Source organism: Variovorax sp. YR566 (assembly GCF_051992195.1).
Taxonomy (GTDB): Bacteria; Pseudomonadota; Gammaproteobacteria; order Burkholderiales; family Burkholderiaceae_C; genus Variovorax.
Genome location: NZ_CP197092.1, coordinates 6,474,880 through 6,494,005, shown reverse-complemented (window position 1 = coordinate 6,494,005; position 19,126 = coordinate 6,474,880). Strand labels below are relative to the sequence as shown.

Annotated in this window: 19 protein-coding genes and 2 pseudogenes; 13 read left to right on the top strand and 8 right to left on the bottom strand. The window is 61.8% G+C overall.

Annotated elements, in window-relative coordinates; translation table 11 throughout:
- Nucleotides 1-53 precede the first annotated feature (53 nt).
- The gene (locus ACTG4X_RS30420; protein WP_440532713.1) at nucleotides 54-506 is read right to left on the bottom strand and encodes a DUF3617 domain-containing protein; all 453 of its coding nucleotides are present in this window, start codon (nucleotides 504-506) and stop codon (nucleotides 54-56) included.
- 413 nt (nucleotides 507-919) lie between these two features.
- On the opposite strand from ACTG4X_RS30420, the gene ACTG4X_RS30415 reads away from it, so the two are divergent.
- The 5 genes from ACTG4X_RS30415 (at nucleotide 920) to ACTG4X_RS30395 (ending at nucleotide 4,865) form a co-directional block, all read left to right on the top strand.
- Nucleotides 920-1,381: a hypothetical protein gene (locus ACTG4X_RS30415; protein WP_418115952.1), complete on the top strand. Its 462-nt coding sequence runs from the start codon at nucleotides 920-922 to the stop codon at nucleotides 1,379-1,381.
- A 220-nt stretch (nucleotides 1,382-1,601) separates the two neighbouring features.
- Nucleotides 1,602-2,063 (top strand): hypothetical protein, encoded by a 462-nt coding sequence (locus ACTG4X_RS30410; RefSeq protein ID WP_440532712.1) that lies wholly within the window; start codon nucleotides 1,602-1,604, stop codon nucleotides 2,061-2,063.
- A 2-nt stretch (nucleotides 2,064-2,065) separates the two neighbouring features.
- The gene (locus ACTG4X_RS30405; RefSeq protein WP_440532711.1) at nucleotides 2,066-2,989 is read left to right on the top strand and encodes a DUF2145 domain-containing protein; all 924 of its coding nucleotides are present in this window, start codon (nucleotides 2,066-2,068) and stop codon (nucleotides 2,987-2,989) included.
- 183 nt (nucleotides 2,990-3,172) lie between these two features.
- Complete coding sequence (locus tag ACTG4X_RS30400; protein ID WP_093307806.1) at nucleotides 3,173-3,859, top strand: winged helix-turn-helix domain-containing protein; 687 nt, start codon at nucleotides 3,173-3,175, stop codon at nucleotides 3,857-3,859.
- Between the two features lie 298 nt (nucleotides 3,860-4,157).
- On the top strand, nucleotides 4,158-4,865 hold the full coding sequence (locus ACTG4X_RS30395; protein ID WP_440532710.1) for a hypothetical protein: 708 nt from the start codon (nucleotides 4,158-4,160) through the stop codon (nucleotides 4,863-4,865).
- A gap of 115 nt (nucleotides 4,866-4,980) precedes the next feature.
- Here ACTG4X_RS30395 and hisD read toward each other — a convergent pair whose 3' ends face one another.
- Nucleotides 4,981-6,288 carry a histidinol dehydrogenase gene (hisD, locus tag ACTG4X_RS30390; RefSeq protein ID WP_440532709.1) on the bottom strand — a complete coding sequence of 436 codons (1,308 nt, stop codon included), beginning with the start codon at nucleotides 6,286-6,288 and terminating at the stop codon, nucleotides 4,981-4,983.
- Between the two features lie 155 nt (nucleotides 6,289-6,443).
- Nucleotides 6,444-7,274 (bottom strand): helix-turn-helix domain-containing protein, encoded by an 831-nt coding sequence (locus tag ACTG4X_RS30385; protein WP_440532708.1) that lies wholly within the window; start codon nucleotides 7,272-7,274, stop codon nucleotides 6,444-6,446.
- A gap of 255 nt (nucleotides 7,275-7,529) precedes the next feature.
- Between ACTG4X_RS30385 and ACTG4X_RS30380 the strand changes: the two genes are divergently transcribed.
- From ACTG4X_RS30380 to ACTG4X_RS30355, 6 genes are all read left to right on the top strand, one after another.
- Nucleotides 7,530-8,609: an ABC transporter substrate-binding protein gene (locus tag ACTG4X_RS30380; protein WP_440532707.1), complete on the top strand. Its 1,080-nt coding sequence runs from the start codon at nucleotides 7,530-7,532 to the stop codon at nucleotides 8,607-8,609.
- An 11-nt stretch (nucleotides 8,610-8,620) separates the two neighbouring features.
- The gene (locus tag ACTG4X_RS30375; RefSeq protein WP_440532706.1) at nucleotides 8,621-9,775 is read left to right on the top strand and encodes an ABC transporter ATP-binding protein; all 1,155 of its coding nucleotides are present in this window, start codon (nucleotides 8,621-8,623) and stop codon (nucleotides 9,773-9,775) included.
- Nucleotides 9,772-11,520, top strand: a complete 1,749-nt coding sequence (locus ACTG4X_RS30370) for an ABC transporter permease subunit (RefSeq protein ID WP_440532705.1) — start codon at nucleotides 9,772-9,774, stop codon at nucleotides 11,518-11,520. Before ACTG4X_RS30375 ends, ACTG4X_RS30370 begins: the two co-directional genes overlap by 4 nt.
- A gap of 14 nt (nucleotides 11,521-11,534) precedes the next feature.
- Nucleotides 11,535-12,776 carry an NAD(P)/FAD-dependent oxidoreductase gene (locus ACTG4X_RS30365; RefSeq protein ID WP_440532704.1) on the top strand — a complete coding sequence of 414 codons (1,242 nt, stop codon included), beginning with the start codon at nucleotides 11,535-11,537 and terminating at the stop codon, nucleotides 12,774-12,776.
- 7 nt (nucleotides 12,777-12,783) lie between these two features.
- Nucleotides 12,784-13,488 (top strand): GntR family transcriptional regulator, encoded by a 705-nt coding sequence (locus tag ACTG4X_RS30360; protein ID WP_440532703.1) that lies wholly within the window; start codon nucleotides 12,784-12,786, stop codon nucleotides 13,486-13,488.
- 94 nt (nucleotides 13,489-13,582) lie between these two features.
- On the top strand, nucleotides 13,583-13,939 hold the full coding sequence (locus tag ACTG4X_RS30355) for a RidA family protein (protein ID WP_440532702.1): 357 nt from the start codon (nucleotides 13,583-13,585) through the stop codon (nucleotides 13,937-13,939).
- 318 nt (nucleotides 13,940-14,257) lie between these two features.
- Here the strand turns inward: ACTG4X_RS30355 and ACTG4X_RS30350 are convergent.
- Nucleotides 14,258-14,434, bottom strand: a pseudogene (locus tag ACTG4X_RS30350) (IS3 family transposase); the annotation flags it as partial.
- Here ACTG4X_RS30350 and ACTG4X_RS30345 point away from each other — a divergent pair.
- The gene (locus tag ACTG4X_RS30345; protein WP_440534454.1) at nucleotides 14,429-14,686 is read left to right on the top strand and encodes a hypothetical protein; all 258 of its coding nucleotides are present in this window, start codon (nucleotides 14,429-14,431) and stop codon (nucleotides 14,684-14,686) included. The pseudogene ACTG4X_RS30350 and the gene ACTG4X_RS30345 sit on opposite strands and share 6 nt — an antisense overlap.
- A 313-nt stretch (nucleotides 14,687-14,999) precedes the next feature.
- Here ACTG4X_RS30345 and ACTG4X_RS30340 read toward each other — a convergent pair whose 3' ends face one another.
- From ACTG4X_RS30340 to ACTG4X_RS30325, 4 genes and pseudogenes are all read right to left on the bottom strand, one after another.
- Nucleotides 15,000-15,248, bottom strand: a complete 249-nt coding sequence (locus ACTG4X_RS30340) for a hypothetical protein (protein ID WP_440532701.1) — start codon at nucleotides 15,246-15,248, stop codon at nucleotides 15,000-15,002.
- Between the two features lie 7 nt (nucleotides 15,249-15,255).
- Complete coding sequence (locus tag ACTG4X_RS30335; RefSeq protein WP_440532700.1) at nucleotides 15,256-15,837, bottom strand: plasmid pRiA4b ORF-3 family protein; 582 nt, start codon at nucleotides 15,835-15,837, stop codon at nucleotides 15,256-15,258.
- Nucleotides 15,838-15,839: 2 nt separating this feature from the next.
- Nucleotides 15,840-16,097, bottom strand: a pseudogene (locus tag ACTG4X_RS30330) (transposase domain-containing protein); the annotation flags it as partial.
- A 253-nt stretch (nucleotides 16,098-16,350) separates the two neighbouring features.
- Nucleotides 16,351-17,220 carry a MurR/RpiR family transcriptional regulator gene (locus ACTG4X_RS30325; protein ID WP_440532699.1) on the bottom strand — a complete coding sequence of 290 codons (870 nt, stop codon included), beginning with the start codon at nucleotides 17,218-17,220 and terminating at the stop codon, nucleotides 16,351-16,353.
- Between the two features lie 523 nt (nucleotides 17,221-17,743).
- On the opposite strand from ACTG4X_RS30325, the gene ACTG4X_RS30320 reads away from it, so the two are divergent.
- A complete protein-coding gene (locus tag ACTG4X_RS30320) occupies nucleotides 17,744-19,096 on the top strand; it encodes an aspartate aminotransferase family protein (protein ID WP_440532698.1) in 1,353 nt (450 codons plus the stop codon).
- Nucleotides 19,097-19,126 lie beyond the last annotated feature (30 nt).

Genomic DNA, 19,126 nt, shown 5'->3' with positions numbered 1-19,126 from the left:
CCCCGTGGCTGCCTTCGCAGCCAAAGGCGGACCGCCCCTCCTGCGCAAGGCGACTAGGTGCAATCTCCCAGCCGGCGCGCCTTCACGGTGTGCTGGATCGTGCGGGTGCCGAGGAACTTCATTTCCAGCGTTTCCTGCAGGCTTACCTGGTCGGGCTGCGTTGTTGCGCTTCCGGTCCCGGTCATCGTCGGACTTTCGCAGGTCGATGTCCACGAAGAGGTAGGACCTTCGCGCCGAACCTGGGAGTACTCGCATTTGGGGGGCGGCTTCGAGGCGTCGTCCGAGGGCTGAGGCGCGGCCTCCATCAGCGCCTTCTCCGGGACGGCGCCGAGCGCTGCCGCCGAAAGGCACGTGGTTCGAACACGCTCCGAGGAATCGCCGAAGGGCAACCCCTTGAAGGAGCCCGTCAATTCCCACTGACCGGGCCTTACGGCCACCTGCGCGAACGTGCTCGCATGCATCGCCATTGCGAGCCAGAAGACCAGTCGCGCTTTCGCTATCGCCATGAATCACTCCTTGAATGAAAGGAGGTCCAGCTTAAGACGCTGCACAAGCGAAGGCGATGGTGAAGCATGACGAAATGTGATGCGAAGGAGGCGCGCGTCACGTGACGTCACTTGCGCGAGTGATGTGTTTGGCGGATGCGACGTCCGTCGGTGGGGTGCCCGGTCCGGTCCCCGTGCACAAGCGTGCGGTGTCTGGCATCCGGATCGCCGTTCTCCTGCTTCGCCGAGGCCATCTTTTACCTTGGTTAACGCTGCCGAACGCTGATGAACAGAAGCGTTCCTAAGATGCCCTGGAGCAGCTGAGCAGCTCATTGGATCACTGGCATCGGTGTTGAGATCAGCACCGAAAACAGACGATCCCCGCAGCGACGATCTGCCTGCGGCGTCGTATTCCCTCTATCAACAAAAGCATCATGAATTGTTTCTCTCGACTGGTGGCATTGACCTCGATCTCCATCGCCTCGCTCCTGGCAGGCTGCGCAACGGATGTGCAAACAACCCCGAAGGCTCTGCCAAAGAGCGTGCCCGGCATCGCCGTCACGACGGATTGCGGGAAATGTGAAGTGCCCGTGGAGGTCACAGAGTTGATCCGCACCGGCTATGCCGTGGCGGCAGCGAAAGCGGGTGTTCCGATCGCCAACGACAAGCAGATCACCTTGACGATCAAGGACTACTCGGAGCGCAGCATGGTGGTGCGATTCGGCTCGGTGGTTGCGGGGCCGCTGGCCTTTGCGTTGAAGGATGAGATCAAGGCTGTTGCGGTGGTCGATGGGAAGCGATCACCGCTGGAGTACAACCACCGCAACCCCTTCCAGGGCATCAAGTCCGTTGCCGAGAAGATGGGTGAGCTGAGTTTCGAGACCGTCACCAGATGACCCGCGCGCGCGTGTTCGAAAGCGGGCGCCGAGCAGCCGGCCGTCCGGCTGCAATGACGAAATTCATCATCGCGTCATCGTGCAAGCCGCTGGCGATACGGCTCGGCCGCGCAAGACCTGCGTCAAGTGCAGTGCACCTTCCTGCGGTGCCCGTCGAACCGGGCCCGGTCTCTTCCGTGCGAAGAGGCCTCGTTCTCTCATTTCACAACCGGAGCATTCCATGACCTTTCCTCCCCTTTTCCGTGTTGCAGGCAGCGCAGCATTGCTCGTCGCGGCTTTCAGTGCCCACGCGGGCAGCTTCCCCTCGTCCGCGGCCTCCAGTGCCGGGTCTGCATCGAGCGGCAGCGTGTCCACGTCATTGCGCGGGTCGAGCAGGAGCTCGTTCGACGGCGACAAGGTGGCCGAGGGCGACTACCGCATCACGGAGATCGCACAGGCCGGTGACCGTGAGGGCTTCGCGCGTGTCGCAATGCAGAGCGACAGCGACGCGCAGCGGCGCATCGTGCTCGAGCTGCCGCAGGCCACGTTCGCGAAGGAGCGCCTGGGGCTCGGCGACCTCGTGCATGCACAACAGCGCGCCTACGGCACCGCATTCGCACGTGGCGATTCACGCGAGGCGTTCTACCTGGTGCTCGCCGACGACTGGTACGGCGGACTGGCGGCGCGTCCCGTGAGTCTCTGACCATGTCTTGGGTCTTCCTTCGCCGGCTTGCGCTGACGGGTTTCGTGGTGATCTGCACCTTCGCGGCACGCGTTGCGGACGCGGCCCCTGCATCCTCGCAGTTGTGCGATCGCGTGACCCCACTCGACGCCAGTCAACAGGATCGCGTGCTGCGCTTTGCCGCCGTCTTGCAGGAAGCCTTGTCACAGACCGGTAGCGACACGGTGCTGATCAGTCGCTCCGGCCTCGATCTTTCTCGCTTTCGCATCCGCTACTCCCACGCCGCCATCGCCTGGAAAGGCGCGGGCGGAACCTGGCTCGCGCGGCAGCTGTACTACGCCTGCGACGAAGGGCACCCACGCCTCTACGACCAGGGCCTGGCCGGTTTCGTCATGGGCATCGACGACCCGGCGCTGGGCTACGTCTCCGTCGTGACCCTGCCCCCTGACGCAGCACTGGCACTGCGCAATACCGTGCTCGATGCGCCACGCGCCTTGCACCTGCTGGCCGCGCGCTACAGCGCCAATGCCTATCCGTTCAGCCTGCGCTACCAGAACTGCAACCAATGGGTCATGGAGTCGCTCGCGGTCGCATGGGGCAAGTTGCCCGACGGAGATGATCTGCGCGAGCGCGCCCAGCAATGGCTGCGCGACGCGCCCTACAGGCCCGAGCCTGTCGATGTCGGTTCGCACGCACTCGTCTTCGCGTCGAACTTCGTGCCGCTGCTGCACCTGGACGACCATCCTGTGGACGACATCTACGCGCTGAAGCTGCGCGTCAGCCTGCCGTCGACCGTGGAAGCCTTCGCGAGGGAACAGCAACGCGCCGGGACCGAGCGCATCGAGCTGTGTCACGACGGCGGGCAGGTCGTGGTGCACCGCGGCTGGGAGCCTGTTCCTGCAGGCTGCCGGCCCGCAGCGAGCGATCGCATCGTTCTTCTCGACTGAAGCCAACAAGGGCAAACGACAAGCAATGAAAAACCTTTTCTCCAACTTCGCCGTCGCCCATGCCGCTGTGCTTGCGCTCGTGGTGGGCGTCTTTCTGTTGGATGGCTGCGCGCACAAGCAAGCCGACACGCCCCCGAATGCCTCGGATACAGCGGCTTCGGCACCTGCAGAGGGCCCCAACCCATGAATGTCCTGTTGCTCAAATCCGAACACGCGAGGTACGACGAGTTCGGTGGCATGCTCGGAAGATGCGGCTTCACCGTCGATGTGCTCGACCCCTGCGATGCTCGTGCGCGGCTTGTCGCGGGCAAGCCGTACGCGCTGATCCTTGTCGACGCCGTGCAACCGACGGCGGCCCATGTGGCGATACGTTCCGTCCGGCGCAGCAGCAGTGCACCGCTGCTGGTGCTGACGCAAAGAGACCCGGTGGCCGAACGCCTGGAAGGACTGGCGCAGGGCGTGACCGAGTACCTGGTCAAGCCGTGTGCACCCGCCGATCTGGTGGAGCGCGCTTGGGCGCTAGCGTCCGGCGATCGCTACCTGAAGGGGGGTGTGGTGCGGCTGGCGGACCTGGCCATCGACCGCGCGAGCGGCAAGGCCTTTCGTCAGGGCGTCGATCTCAGCCTCAGTTCGACGCTCTTCGAGCTTCTGGACGTGCTGATGGCGCACAGGGGGCAGGTGCTGTCGCGCGCGGAGCTGATCAAGACCGTGTGGGGATCAAGCACCAGCGAAAGGGACAACTTGGTCACGGTGGGCGTTCTGAGGCTTCGCCAGAAACTCGACGATCCGTTCCCCTTGAAGCTGCTTCACACGGTGCGCGGCCGAGGGTATGTATTGAAGCTGTTCAACGATCAGGTGCACGTGCTGTGAAGCTTCAATAGCTCGCGCCCTGATCTGCGGCAGCGAGCCGAGGACCGCTGGGGCGGCAGCCTCCACGACGAAGGGGGCGCGCATGGCGGCAGGGTTGTGACTCGCGCGCATTGCAAGATGGCTCCAGGCAATCCGTGCTTGGGTTGCTCGCGGATCGATCTGGGAGACCGTCGTCGACGCACGAGTACCGATGCTTCGGTTGCCCTGCACCAGCGGTTGGGTACCATTTCCCGGTGCTGCGCTGCATCCACGGCGCATCCGGTTTCGTTGGATGGCTACATGCCAAGAAGGATGGAACATGGCGGCGTTCTTCATCGAGATGGGCCAGGGCATTCTGGCTCCTGGATACGATCCCAGGACGCGCAAAGGTGATTTGCGCGTGACGACTTCGAATCTGTATTCGTGCGCGCTCATCGGCGGGTACAACGTCCATACCGGATGGGCAGGCGCTTTTCACTATCCCGCAGGAGAGCTGAGCTCGATCACGCCGGAGGAGGTCATGTGGAAAACGTCTTACAGGGGCTACGACAGCGAGATCGAGGACTTGGATTGGTCCCTGGGGAATCTGGCGGAAATCAAAAGAAGAGTTGAGTGCGGAGTCAGGACGATTGAAGGGTTGCTCTCCTGGATTCAAACCTTGCGACCGACGGCGTGCACGGTGATGGAGGGGCGCATGTGTGAATCGCAGGATATGGACAGGCTCCGGGTCTTCCTGGAGGGCCACGGGAGGATCGGCGTGAAGCGCCTGCGGGCTGCGGGCGGCGAGGTCGCGATGAGGTCCTCCAGCGACAAGCCCTTGAAGGTGGCCTTGCTGGGCGAATTTCTTGGCCCCGTCGGGTTTCATCCTCGGCTCGATGTTCAGTATTTCCCAACGGGCCGTCATTACTTCACCGACCCGCAGAAGAAGTTCATCCTGGTTGGCCACAACGTGACCGCCAAGATCGCAAGTTGGGGGAAAAAGAGGAGGGCAGCGAAGCGGCGTGAAGAACAGCGTGCCGGGGCATGAGATGGAAGTGCTTTCGCTGCGCAGGCCAAGGCTTCAACAGGTCCGCTCTTTTTCCCCGTCGCCGACGTCGTGTGGCCTCGGGCAGAACTGATCGAGCGTCTGGACGATCAGCGGGTCAAGGCGCAGCGTGACCGTAGGGGATGGCCTTGTGGCCGTAGCGGCGTACGCGAATGTTCGCTTGCTCGCCGTGGCCGGTGAAATGCTCGAGGGCGCAGAGACGCGAGCAGTACTCGCCGATCATGGCTGACGCTTCGTCGGTCGTGACCCGCTGGTAGGTGCACGTCTTGAGGAACTTTCCGACCCACAGGCCGCCGGTGTAGCGCGCGGCACCGGAGGTGGGAAGCGTGTGGTTGGTCCCGATGACCTTGTCGCCATAGGCAACGTTGGTACGAGCGCCGAGGAAAAGAGCCCCGTAGTTTTGCAGGCGCTCGAGGAAGTAGTCCGGGTCGCGGGTCATGACCTGCACGTGCTCGGACGCAATCCGATCAGCCTCGCGAATCATCTCTTCGTCGGTTTCACACACGATGATCTCGCCGTGGTTCTCCCATGCGACCCGTGCGATGGGCGCGGTGTCGAGCTTCTCGAGCATGAGCTCAATCTGTGCCAGTGTGTCCCGAGCCAGTTTCTCCGAGGTGGTGACGAGTACGGCGGGCGAGGTCGGCCCATGCTCAACCTGTCCCAGCAGGTCGGTGGCAACGAGTTCGCCGTCCACGCTATCGTCCGCCACGATCAGCGTCTCTGTGGGGCCGGCGACCAGGTCGATGCCGACCTTTCCAAACAGCTGACGCTTTGCCTCGGCCACGTAGGCGTTGCCCGGGCCGACAATCATGTCCACGGCCAGAAACTCGCCAACGCCCAAGGCCATGGCTGCGACCGCTTGAACCCCGCCAATGCAGTAGATCTCGTCCGCGCCCGCAAAGTGGATGGCGGCGATGACGGCCGCGCTTGGCTTTCCCTCGTAGGGGGGCGACACGGCGATAACGCGCCTGACGCCCGCCACCTTCGCGGTGACCACACCCATGTGTGCCGATGCGACCAGCGGGTACTTGCCGCTCGGGATGTAGCACCCGACGGTTCCTACCGGAACGTGGCGGTGGCCAAGGACAACGCCCGGCAGTGTTTCGACTTCGACATCAAGCATCGAGGCGCGTTGGTACTCCGCGAACTTGCGCACCTGTGCTTGCGCGAACTTGATGTCCGCGACCTGCTGCGGCGTGAGTTCGGCGATGCAGGCCTCGATCTGTGCCTGACCGAGACGAAAGCTTTCCGGTGCCCATTGGTCGAACCTGCAGGAGTATTCGCGCAGCGCGTCTGCGCCGCGTGCTGCGATGTCGCTGATCATGTTTTCGACGGTCGAGCGCACATGGGTATTGTCGGCTTCACCTGTTGGTTCGGTGGTGGGGGATTTGAGGATGTAGGACATGCGAGTGGAGATGAGGGTTTGGGGTGTTCGATGGGGCCCTCCCATCGATGGACCAAATTGTGGGAGTCCCCTCCCGCGCCTTCAATTCGCAACGCATCGCCGGATGACGCAGGTTGACGCACGGCCTGCTTCAAAGTGCGTCACCTGCTGGGCGGTCAGCCTTCGCCGCCGATCAGTGGCTGTCCGGCCGGCCCGCCGAGGTAGCGTCGGACCTCCGGTGGAATGGTGGGTGCTTCCATGTCGAGCACCGTTGCGAGTCGCAGATGCTGTCGACGCAGAGGTGAATCCGCTTCGCGTGCAAGCACGACCCGGGCCGAGAAAGGCTGCCGATAGGAAGTTGCAGCCACTCCAGTGACGACGCCGAACAAGAATCGCACCGGCGTTCGGTGCTGTGGCGTGAGCACCGTGAAGGTGAGTTCATTCCTCTGTTTGCTCTCGAAATCGACCATGAAGATCCGGTCGCCCATCAGCGTGCAAAAGCCTCTGTAGACAAACGAGAAAGCGGTCCGTGCACCGCCCTCGAGCTCGGGGAAGCGCTCGACCGTGACGTACTGCGTCAAACCGTCCCTCTCGAACATCCGCGTGACCGAGCGCAAGACTTTCCCCTTGTAGATGGCCGACTGGTGGTAACGGAAATACAGGCCATGGAAGGCCTGAAGCTCGGCGCCCGCGGCTTGCGCGATCCGCAGGAGTTCCGAGACACCCGAGAGCTTGACCAGATCCGATGCCGCCTCGTCCAAACCTTCGTAGAACCGCCTGAATGCATCGGCCGGCAACGCGAGATCGCCCGCGTCCATGTGAAAGTACTTCGCAATCCTGACGAGGATTCTTTGGGAAGGCATGTGCTTCCCGGCGAGGTACTTGTTGAACTGCTGGCGGTTCACGCCGACACGCGCACAGAACTCCGAGATGGAGTGGAACGACTCGGCGAGCGTGAGCAGGTTCGACGCAATCTGAGGCTGCGGCGAAGAGGGATGCGTGGTCATGGGAACCGTACTCGATCAAACAGGAGCGCTTGACTGTACACAGCGCGCGCGGTCCAAGAGGGGGCGGCGGGCGTCGGATTGGTGCGTGCAGACCCTCGGGAGGCATCGACGATCGGGTTGGAATGGAGCGGTTCTACGAGCTTTCCCCAATATCCCCGGATGGGAAATAGACGACACTTGGATTTTGACATGTCAAATTGATATCTGGCATGTTAATTGCGCCGACAGACCACCACACCCACTTTTGGAGCAGTAATGACCAAGTTTTCTGTTGCATCGACGTCAAGGCGCGGCCTCTTGAAAGGCGCGGGCACCGTTGGTCTGGCAACGCTGGCGTTCCCGACCATCTGGACACCGGCACAGGCCCAAGACAAGCGGATCGTTGTGAGGGATCCAGGAGGCCCTTACGCCGATGGCTTCCGCGAAGCCTTCTACCAACCGTTCAAGGCGGCCACCGGGATCGAAGTCGTCCCGATCGTCGCGCAGGCGGATCCGACCGCTCAGATCAAAGCCATGGTCGATGCCAAGAACTACGCGTGGGACATGGCGCTTCTGAATCGCCAATCGGCCGACGTTCTCACCGACGCCAAAACAGGCGTTTATCTCGAAGACGTCAATGTGAGCGCGTCGGAGATCCCTGAAAGATTCCGTTCGCAGTATCTGATCGCCACGCTGGTGCTTCAGACGGTGCTCGCAGTTCGCACCGACAAGTTCAAGGACCGCAAGATGCCCAGCTCATGGGCAGACTTCTTCAACGTCAAGGACTTCCCGGGCCGCCGCGCCATGCGGCGCAACCCGGCTGACACGTTGGAGCAGGCCCTGCTCGCTTCGGGTGTCAAGGGTAGTGCCCTCTACCCGCTGGACCTGGACAGGGCATTCTCAAAACTGGACACCATCAAGAAGGACATCCAGGTGTGGTGGACCGGTGGCGCACAGACCTCACAACTGCTCAAGAGTGGGGAGGTCGACATGTGCCCGACTTGGAATGCCCGCGCCCAGACGGTCGTCGACGAGGGTGGACCCGTGAAGATCATCTGGAACGAAGGGCTTTGGAGCTACGAAGGATTCGCCATCCTGAAGGGCACGCCCAAAGCCAGTGTCTGTCGGGAGTTCATCAAGTTCACCTGCGATGCCAAGCGCCAAGCGGCCTACACCAAGTACCTCGCATACGGCCCGTCGAACCCGGAGGCCTACAAGCACATCGATCCCGCACGCGCGCAAACGCTTCCCGCCTTGCCTGCCAATCTGGCCAATTCGGTTCAGCTCGATGGGCGCTACTGGGCATCCAACAAGGACGCTGTCAATGAGCGCTTCAACACCTGGCTGCTGAGCTGAGAACCTCCGTCATGTCTGTCATCGCTCAAGTTCACACCCTCGTCCCGCGCCATGCGCACAGTGTGCCGGCGCCACAAGTCGTGCACGCCGACGCAGCCAAGCTGCGTGTCGCCGGGATCTCGAAGCGCTATGGGGATTCCTTCGCCCTCCGAGAGTCGAACCTCGACATTCAAACTGGCGAGTTCGTGACGCTCCTCGGCCCATCGGGTTCGGGCAAGACAACCCTGCTCATGATGATTGCCGGCCTGGTCACACCCACCGCAGGCGATATCTGGATCGATGGGCGTGCTGCCACCAGGCAGCAGCCGTACGAGCGCGACGTCGGAATGATGTTCCAGAGCTACGCCCTGTTTCCGCACATGACCGTGGGCGAGAACATTGCCTTTCCCTTGAAGATGAAAGGCGCGTCCAAGGAGAGCATCCGCAAAGCCGTGAACGAAGTTCTTGAACAGATCAAGCTTCCCTCCCTGCGCAATCGCTTTCCGGGAGAGCTGTCGGGCGGCCAGCAGCAACGGGTGGCGCTGGCGCGCTCCATCGTGCACCGACCCTCCGTCGTGCTGATGGACGAACCGCTGGCAGCGCTGGACAAGTCGTTGAGGACGCACATGCAACTCGAGATTCGGCAGCTCCAGCAGGCCCTCGGCATCACCGTGCTCTATGTCACGCACGATCAGGAAGAGGCGATGACGATGTCGGACAGGATCTGCCTGATGAACGAGGCGCGAATCGAACAGGTCGCGGCGCCGGCAGAGCTGTATTTCTCCCCCCGATCCGTGTTCGCCGCCGGCTTTCTAGGCGAGTCCAACACATTGGAGGGAGTGATCGAGTCCATAGAAGGCGAGACCGCGCTCGTACGTCATGCAGATACCGTCCTTCGCGGACGCTTGATGAACGACGCATGTGTGGGGGCACGCTGCAGACTGATGGTGCGGCCCGAAGCGCTGACGGTTTCGGATGGACCGTGGGTGGCGCTCGGCAACGTGATCGATGCGCATGTGACGTCTCAAGTCATCGGAGGCGCTCTCGCGCGAACGGTCATGCGTGCCAGGACTGGTGTCGAAGTCGTGGCAACCCGCCTTACGGCGCGCAGCGGTGCACGGCCGCAGGGCGATGTGCGCGTCTCGTTTGCCGAAGAGGACAGTCTCGTCTTCGGAGAAGCATCGTGAGTGCGACCGGCGTAAGCAGCCCACGGTGGACTGGTGTCGCATTGCTGTCGCCCGCGATGGTCTTTCTGCTCGCGACCGTGTTTGTGCCTGTCGCATTGCTGATGTTCGCGTCGTTGAACGGGCCTTCCGGTTTCTCGTACTCGTCGTTTGCGCGCTTGGTGAACGCGCCCGTTTACTCGCAAGTGATTGGCCACAGCGCCTTTCTTTCAGCTGCCGCTGCCTCGATCAGCGTCCTGGCGGCCTTCCCCGTCGCAGTCGCACTCGCACGTACGAGTGGGGGCTGGCGCCAGCTCCTGATGATCGGCGTGCTGCTGCCCTTTTGGACCAGCTTCCTGGTTCGAACGATAGCCTGGATCGTGGTCCTGGGACGCAACGGTCTGGCCAACAGTGTCCTCCTGTCTCTGGGCGTGACATCGCAACCGCTCGAGCTGCTGTACACGAACCTGAGCGTCATCGTCGGCCTGGTCCATGTGCTGCTCCCGCTCGCAATTCTGACCATGTTGCCGGTCATCGAGTCGATGGACCGTCGACTGGTTCCAGCGGCGGCAACGTTGGGGGCGCGACCCGGAGTGTCGTTCTTCGTGGTCTACCTCCCCCTGTGCGCCGCCGGGTGCACCGCCGCCTGGTTGACGACATTCGTCTCTGCGCTGGGTTTCTTCATCACGCCCGCTCTCCTCGGGTCGCCCAGGCAAACAATGATCGCCCAGATCATCATTCAACAAGTCCAGGAAATGATGGACTGGGGACTTGCCGCGTCTCTTTCTCTGGTCACCCTGGCGGCGACCCTTGTCATCTATTGGCTCTATGACAAGTTGGTCGGGCTCTCGAGCTTGGCGGGTGAGGCGGCGAAATCGCAGGGCGGCAAACTCAGCAGGATCCGGGACTTGAAAGATTCCCTCTGTTGGCGGCTTGGCAGCGCGACCGACGCAATGTTGAAACTGTTTCCAGTGCGCGGGCAGGATGAAGGTAAGGGTGTCCCGTTGACCGCACTGCTGATCCTTTTCTTGGCAATTGCCCCGGTGCTGCTGCTGATCCCCGAGTCGTTCACCACGAGCTCGTTCATCGACTGGCCACCAAAGGGTTTTACGACGAAGTGGTACGAGGACGTCTTCAACTCGCCGGTGTGGGCCGCTGCGACATGGAGATCCTTGGGCGTCGGCATCATGGCCGCACTGATTGCCAGCCTGATTGGCATCCCGGCGGCCTTCGCATTTGCGCATCAGCGCGTACCGGCCCGCTCTTTGCTGCTCGGTCTGGTGCTGGCGCCGGTGATCTTGCCGCGCATCATCATCGCACTCGGCTTGTTTTACGTGCTTTCGCGAATGAACCTGGTGGGCTCATCCTTCGCGTTGGCAGTCGGCCATGCTGCACTGGCCCTTCCGTATGTGGTCATTACCGTGACGGCGACCCTCAAGTCCTACGACCGGCGACTGGATGCCGTTGCCAGCATCTTGGGAGCGAGAACGGGTACGCGTCTGGCCCGGGTGACCCTGCCCATCATCATGCCAGGTATCGCTTCGGCGCTGATCTTCGCGTTTGCCACTTCCTTTGATGATTTAACGTTGTCGCTCTTTGTCAGCGGTGGCCTGTTCACGACGCTGCCCAAGCAGATGTGGGACGACGCCTTGCTCAAGGTAAGCCCATCGCTGGCTGCTGTATCGGTGCTGCTGTTCGCCGGCGTGCTGCTTGTCATGGCAATCGTGTACTTCACCCGCGCGGCGCTCGCGCGTCGGCGGTTTGTGTGAGTTCCGGAGTCGAAATGAACGAAGAAATCGTGGTGATCGGCGCCGGGATAGTGGGGGCCTCATGTGCTGCCCGCTTGGTGATGGCAGGCAAAAAAGTAGTCATCGCCGACCGGCTCGGACCCGGGGATGCGTGCTCTTTCGGTAACGCCGGCGGACTCAGTCCGACGATCAGCTTTCCGCTGGCAACGCCGGACATGTACAGGCAAATCCCGGGTTGGCTCACCGACCCGGACGGCCCATTGGTGGTCGATTGGAAGTATCTGCCAAAGGCGGCTCCCTGGCTCCTGCGTTTCCTCCGCGAGGGTTCGCCTGCCCGCTCCGCAGCGGCCGCGCAGGGCATGCGTACCATGATGCGGGGTGTGTTCGAAGACTATCAGCCGCTGTTCAAGTTTGCCGGGGCTGAGGCGCTCATTCACCGTGTGGGCCAGTTGTACGTGTTCGACACTGACGCCGGTTTCGCAAAAGAGCAAGGCGCCATAGAGGCTCGGCGCGAGCTGGGTCTCGCGCAGGAAGTGCTCGACAGCCATGGCATTCACGCTCATGAGCCCGGGCTGGACGCGAGATTCAAGCATGGCGTCTACTTGCCGACCCACGGCCATTGCGCCAACCCCCACCGCCTCGTTCAGATGCTGGTGCAGGCTTGCATCGAAGCGGGAGCGCGATTCGTCTCCGGCAGCGTCAAGGGTTTGGAGCCGGTGGCCGGCGGGGTCCGCGTTCATGGGCTGGGGGAGTCGCTGACTGGAGCGTCGGTCATTCTTGCCGGTGGCGTCTGGTCCAACGAACTTCTGCGGCCGCTCGGCTGCTCTGTTCCGTTGGAGAGCCATCGCGGCTACCACGTCCAGTTGCCTTACGGCACGGCCAAGCGTCCGTCTAGAAATGTCATGTGGACGGAAATGAAGACGCTCGCGACGCCGATGGACGAAGGTCTGCGAATTGCCGGGACCGCCGAGATCGCAGGGATCCACGCCGAGCCAAACGAGCGACGTTTCGAACTGTTGCAGCGCATCGCTGGGCAGATGTACGGCGGTCTGGAGCCGCGTGGCGCGACCCATTGGATGGGGCACCGGCCCTGCACGCCCGACTCGCTGCCGGTGATCGGCGCATTGGCGCGCGATTCGAGGATCATTTGCGCGTTTGGACACGGTCACGTCGGCCTTTCGGGCGCTTCTTTCACCGGACGCGTAGTCAAGAGCATTGTCCTTGGAGACGATGTGCAGCCGGAATGGAAAGCTTTCTCCCCGCAGCGCTACCTTTGAGAGTTGATTGGACAAAACCATGCTACCCATATTCGACATTGCCGATGAATCTCTGCCGTTGCAGGAGAGATTGTTCGAGGACATCAAGCGAAGAATCATCACCTGCGAGCTCCTGCCTGGAACGGAAGTGTCCGAGAGTTCGGTGTCGACCGCGTACGGCATCTCGAAGGCGCCTGTGCGCAGCGCGTTGTCCAGGCTGAAAGAGGCTGGCTGGTTGCAGAGTCTTCCGCGGCGGAGTCACGTGGTGACACCATTGAAGATCAGCGACGTCAACGAAATCTACGATGCGCGAGCCTTGATCGAACCCGAGACCGCTCGACTTGCGGCAGGGAACGTTTCGCGCTCGTATCTGCTAGCACTCGACGGCGCCTGTGCGCGCGCCTACGACTTGGACGATGCCAATGCAAAGCGCGAATTCTTGCTGGCCAATGCTGCGTTCCACGTCGGCATCGCCAAGGCTTGCGGAAACGCACGTCTGTGCAACATCCTTGCGCAATTGCACGAGGAGTCGCTGCGAGTGCTGTACCTGAGCGTCAGTGTTGCCCAGCGATCCAACTCCTGGAAGACCGGGCATCAACTGATGATCGAGATGCTGCTGCACGGTGACGGAGTCGGAGCGGCCAAGGAGACGCTCGAGGGCATCGAAAGAAGTCGCTCGGCGGTTCTGGACGCGCTGGCTCGCCAGAAGCATTTGCTGAAAAGCGGTTCCTGAACCTGCTTCGCATGCGCAGCATTCTGTGCGCCAAGTGGCACCGCAGTGTCCCTGCGCGCGCGTCGCGCGTCATCTTCAACTCAACTGAATCTCTATGACTGACATTTCTCGCATCAACGTCGGCATTCGCCTGTCTGACGTTTCCATCTTCAACAATGTCGCATATCTCGCGGGTCAAGTGCCGCGCAAGACCATTGACGCGGGCATCAAAGAACAAACTGCCGAAGTTCTTGCAACGATCGATGATCTGCTCGAGAAGGCCGGCAGCGACAAGAGTCGCATCTTGTCCTGTCAGATCTTCCTGAAGGACATCAACCAGATTGCTGAAATGAACTCCGTCTGGGACCTTTGGATCCCAAAGGGGGACTGCCCGTCTCGCGCTACGGTCCAGGCATCGATGGCCAATCCAAAGACCGGCATCGAGATCGTGATCGCGGCTGCGCTGCGATAGCCCAGAAGTACAGCCTTGAGGCGGCTCGCGACAATTCACGACGTACCTGTTCCAGGAATCGAACCGCCCGGGCTGTCAACCTCAACATGCGCGACTGGTGGATGCCCGGCGCTGCGGGCTACTTCGACCATGTGTCCAAGGCGCTGAAAGCTGTGCAGGTGTTCGTTCCGGGGAGAGGTGACCCGGCTCGCCAAGCTCAAGAAGGCGCATGCCGACAGCGTGGCCGAGCGACTGGCTGCGGATCGGGATGGCCGCCGGTGATGTTCACCAAGCCGGCGCCCGCCATCGACGTACCGGCAATACAGGGCGCGGGGGCTGACGGTGTCTGCCGCATGTCATCCCTAGATCACGCATGTCCATGGTCCGCTTGCGGTCGCCATCGAGGCTGGCACACTCAAGCCAGCCGTGCTTGAGAAGGCCCCGCAGACGTTGATCATCTTTGCCACGAGGACTCGTCGGTTCAGCCTTCCAGGCGCAGGACCCGCTGGGGTGTACGACCAGACCCGCCTCGAGGGAATCGGCCGCATCGGCATCGCGGAAGCACCGATTCAGTGGCCCGTAGTTGCCCGCGTCGAAGTAGAACTGAGCCACCGTGAACCACTCGGCGAAGTCCAGATGGGTGGTGATCACCACACTTGTGTGCTCGTACCGCTTCGAGAGCAGATGGAGCGCAAACCGTCAATCAACGACGCCCTGGCGTTGGGCGCGACCGACGTTTTGGACGGCTTTGGTATCCATCCGCTCTGACAGACTTGCGACGACGGATTTGTAGGGCTGACACCGCACGGTCGATGCTCAACAATCCAAGAAACATCGCGATCGCGCTCGCCACGGTCATGCTCAGCATCGAGGGTGTGGCATCACCATAGCAATCTTGTTCCAGCAGAAACGACATCAGGTGTTCATATTTCAGAACGACAAGCAACGCCCCAATCGAGAGGCCGATTGCGAGCAATATCGAAATGACCGCATACAGGACGGCGCAGGCAAGGCGACTTGACCAGCGCCCGCAAAGTAAGCGAGGGCCCAAGGCCCTCTTGACGATCGGACCTCGTAGCGACTACAGCAGATCGCTCTCGCCGTCGTTGACTTCATCGATGAAGAGGTCGTCCGACCAAGCCATCCCGATCGCCTTGTCCAGGCGCTTGAGCAGCGCATTGAAGGTCTCGCCATCACGGCGCACGAGCATGGCCAGGCAGCTGCTGCCGTCGGCCGCTGTGGCAGCGCACTCGTGAGGCGGCAGCGCGCCGATGTTGATGTCACCGCCATCGGCGATCAACGTCTCGATGTTCCTCGTCGATCGCGCCATGGCAGCGTCAGAGCTTGATCGCGGCCAGGCGGTCGTTGGCCTCGGTGGAATCGAATGCCTTGGGATCCCAGGTCTTTACGCCGATCCATTCGGCCAAGTTCTCGTGCTCCGGGTCATCGGGATCGGCCATGGCCTGGACGAAGTCGGCATAGCCTGGAATGCCGCCGCAGTCCTCGGGCGGCGTCGCGCAGGCGCCGCCGACGCAGAACGGCAGGGGCAGCAGCGGATCCGGTGCGAGCTTCTTCTCGACCTTGATGCGGTGGTCCCAGTAGTCCCCGAAGTCGTAGACGTAGCTCAGCGTCGACCGGTTCAGGGCGGTGGTCAGTCGCGTGCTCTCGCTGGTGATCGCGCCAGGATCGTCGTACATCGGATCGGGCGTTCCATAGCGCTCGCCGTCGCCGGCGATGAACTCGTGCAGGTGCGAGTGGCCCCATCCGAACGCGGCCTGGATGACCAGGTGAAGCTTGAGCAACGTGATCGTCTCGGGCACCAGCACGCGGCGCCAGACCTTGGGCTTCGTGCCGCGCAACTCGATGTGCAGTTGGAGGATTTCCGGGGACGTCTTGATCCGATGTACCTTGGTCGCCATGCTCAGGCTGCTTCTCGTTGATCGTCGGCGCGTCGGCCGATGTTCCACGGCAGCAACTCGTCGATGCGGTTGATGGGATGGTCGGCGATGCACGTCAGCACATCGCGCAGATAGGCCTCGGGATCGATCCCGTTGAGCTTGGCCGTCTCCACAAGGCTATAGATCGCCGCAGCGCGTTCGCCTCCCGCGTCCGACCCCATAAAGAGGTAGTTCTTGCGGCCGAGGCTGACGCCGCGCAGCGCGCGCTCGGCGGCATTGTTACCTGGCATGCTTGTCCCGCGCGCCGCCCGGCGCACAGACGAGCTCTCCGGAGTATCGTTTGCGGACCGGGATTGGGGTGTCGGGAGCATGTTTTGCGGGCAGGCCGAAATTGACAATGAGCTGCGAGCTCGAGTTGTTATCTGGCTGCCCCCATCGATTCGCCCGGTTGCGCTGCGAGCGCGAATCCGTAGTTGTCGTGTTGCCCGTGAGCTCCCTTCGCACGTCCGGCGTCTGGACACCTGGCGTCGTGTCCTACTGGCGCACGTAGACCCCGAACTGCCGCAGCTGCGCCTCACTGTTGGTCACCTCCGTGAGCGTATCCTCGCCGCCGCTGCTGACCATCAGTTGCGCAAGGGTGTGTGCAACCGCCATGTGCGGTACCACAGAGGGAAACACCGCAAGATTACCGTTGGGGGCCAGTATCGTGATGGTTGCCTTCGAGGCAACGGGCGACACCGTGCTGTCCGAAATGGCGACCAGTGTCGCGCCGCGCTCGATCGCGAGCGTGGTCGCCTGCACGCTGATCACTGTATATGGCGACGACGTGAAGCAAACGAAGACGTCGTTCTTGTCAATGCGGCGCAACTCGTCTGCAACCGTTCCGCCCGTGCCGTGCACCAGGGTCACACCCTTTCGGAAGGAGGACAGGACGTAGTGGAAGTAATAGGCCGCAGAGAACAAGCTGCGAACACCAAGGATATAGACGTTCGTTGCCTTGGAAAGCGCTTGCTGCGCTCCGATCCAGGACCGCTGGTTCTCTGAGCCAAGCGTCTTGTCGAGGTTGACCAATTCCGTGTGCAGGAAATCTGCGAGGGACTTTCCTGTGCCTTCGTTCCTCGAACGGTTTCGCAACTGGATGGTGCGGCTGACGAGACCCGAATCTTGGCTGGTCAGCCAGTCGATGTAGACAGCCTTGAAGGCCTCGTAGTTCTCGAATCCCAGTTCCCGCGCAAGTCGCAGCATCGAGGCTGGTTGCAGGCCGGCGTTGCCTGCGACCGACCGCATGGATTGCAGCGCGATCTCCTTAGGCGAATCGAGCACGTAGCGAGCAGCCGCCTTGATTTTGGGTGGCATTCCGGAGAAGCGGTCCTCGATGAGCGCCTCAAGTTCTTCTTTGTTCATCTCTATGAGCCCGGTCACGGCACCGACGACATAGGTGCAGTCCCGGTCCCTGCGCCCCATGACGGCGCAAAAAATGAACAAGTGTTCCAAATTGGGTGAATGACTGCACCAATATCGTCCCGCCAAAGAGGCCAACGATACCACTCATCACCTTGTTCATTCGGCTGATGTCACTGGAGGATGGTCTATTCATCTCGAGATTTCAAGGGTTTACACCCAGATAAAACACTTGGTCTGAATATTGCCTTGATTAAACATATGATCTATTATCAATGAAAATACAACGAATGTTTAATTTGCTCGCTCGACCCGCTTGTCCGTACCGATGAGCAGAGGAGCGCGTCCACCAGAGATGCCCCGGCGAGCGGGCGCATGCCTGGCGGCCGCAAGGGGCAACCGAGCTTTGTGGTTCACATCGCTGCCGGTCGGCTGCAACACGATCCAGGTGTGCTGTCGAAGGCGAGGAAGCAGTCACGCGCCGCACTGCAAGCGACAACGCGGCATCGCAACAGGAAGACGTTCAATGGACAGCGCAACTCATATCTTTCACCGCCACCTCCATCACCAGTATCCGACCGCGGTCAGCGGGAAGGGCATCTATATTCGCGACGCATCGGGGAGGGAATACATCGATGCGTCCGGCGGGGCAGCGGTGTCGTGTCTTGGGCATGGGCACCCGGACGTGATTGCGGCGATTCACGCGCAGGTCGACAAGCTCGCCTATGCCCACACTGCGTTCTTCAGCACGGAAGTTGCGGAAGAGCTGGCGCACCAACTCATTCGCGCCACTTCGCCTGCTGCGGACTTCAGCCACGTCTATTTCGTCAGTGGCGGATCCGAAGCCGTCGAGGCCGCACTGAAGATGGCCCGCCAATACTTCATCGAAATCGGCCAGCCGCAACGCAAACGCTTCATCGCGCGTCGACAGAGTTACCACGGCAACACCCTCGGCGCGCTGGCGGTCGGTGGCAACAAATGGCGGCGCGCCCAGTTCGAGCCCTTGCTGATCGATGTCACCCACGTCTCGCCTTGCTATGCGTACCGTGAGAAGCAGTCGGCCGAGAGCGAAGTCCAGTACGGGCAACGACTGGCCAAAGAGTTGGAGGACGCCATCCTTGCCGAAGCGCCCAATTCGGTGATCGCATTCGTGGCCGAGACCGTGGGCGGCGCGACCTCCGGCGTCATCACGCCTGTTCCTGGATATCTCGCCGGCGTGCGTCAGGTGTGCGACAAGTACGGCGTCTTGCTGATACTGGACGAGGTCATGTGCGGCATGGGGCGCACCGGCACGCTGCACGCTTGGGAGCAAGAAGGCGGCGTCGCGCCCGATATCCAAACGATCGCGAAGGGCTTGGGCGGTGGGTATCAACCCATTGGTGCCGTCTTGGCAGGTCGGCACGTCGTCGACGCAATCAGCAAGGGATCCGGCTTCTTCCACCACGGGCATACCTACCTCGGCCATGCAACCGCCTGTGCCGCAGCCCTCGCTGTCCAGCAGGTCATTCAGCGGGAAGGTCTGCTTGACCAGGTGCGCTCCCGCGGAAAGTTCTTTGCAGATCTGTTGGCCGCGAGGTTCGACAGCCATGACTTCGTCGGCGATGTGCGAGGGCGAGGGTTCTTCATGGGCGTTGAGCTCGTCAAAGACCGGCAGGAGAAGACGCCTTTCGATCCCCAGCTTTCTTTGAACGCACGCATCAAGAAGGAAGCGATGGCGCGTGGTCTCGCCTGCTACCCGGCCGGCGGGACCGTGGACGGGAAATCCGGCGATCACGTCATGCTCGCGCCACCGTTCATTGCCACCGAAAGCGAGCTGACCATGATCGTGGATCGACTGGCCGATTCGATCGATGCGGCCATCGCATCTTGCAATCCATGACCACGCACCGCTCGTCCCTTGCCCGCCCGG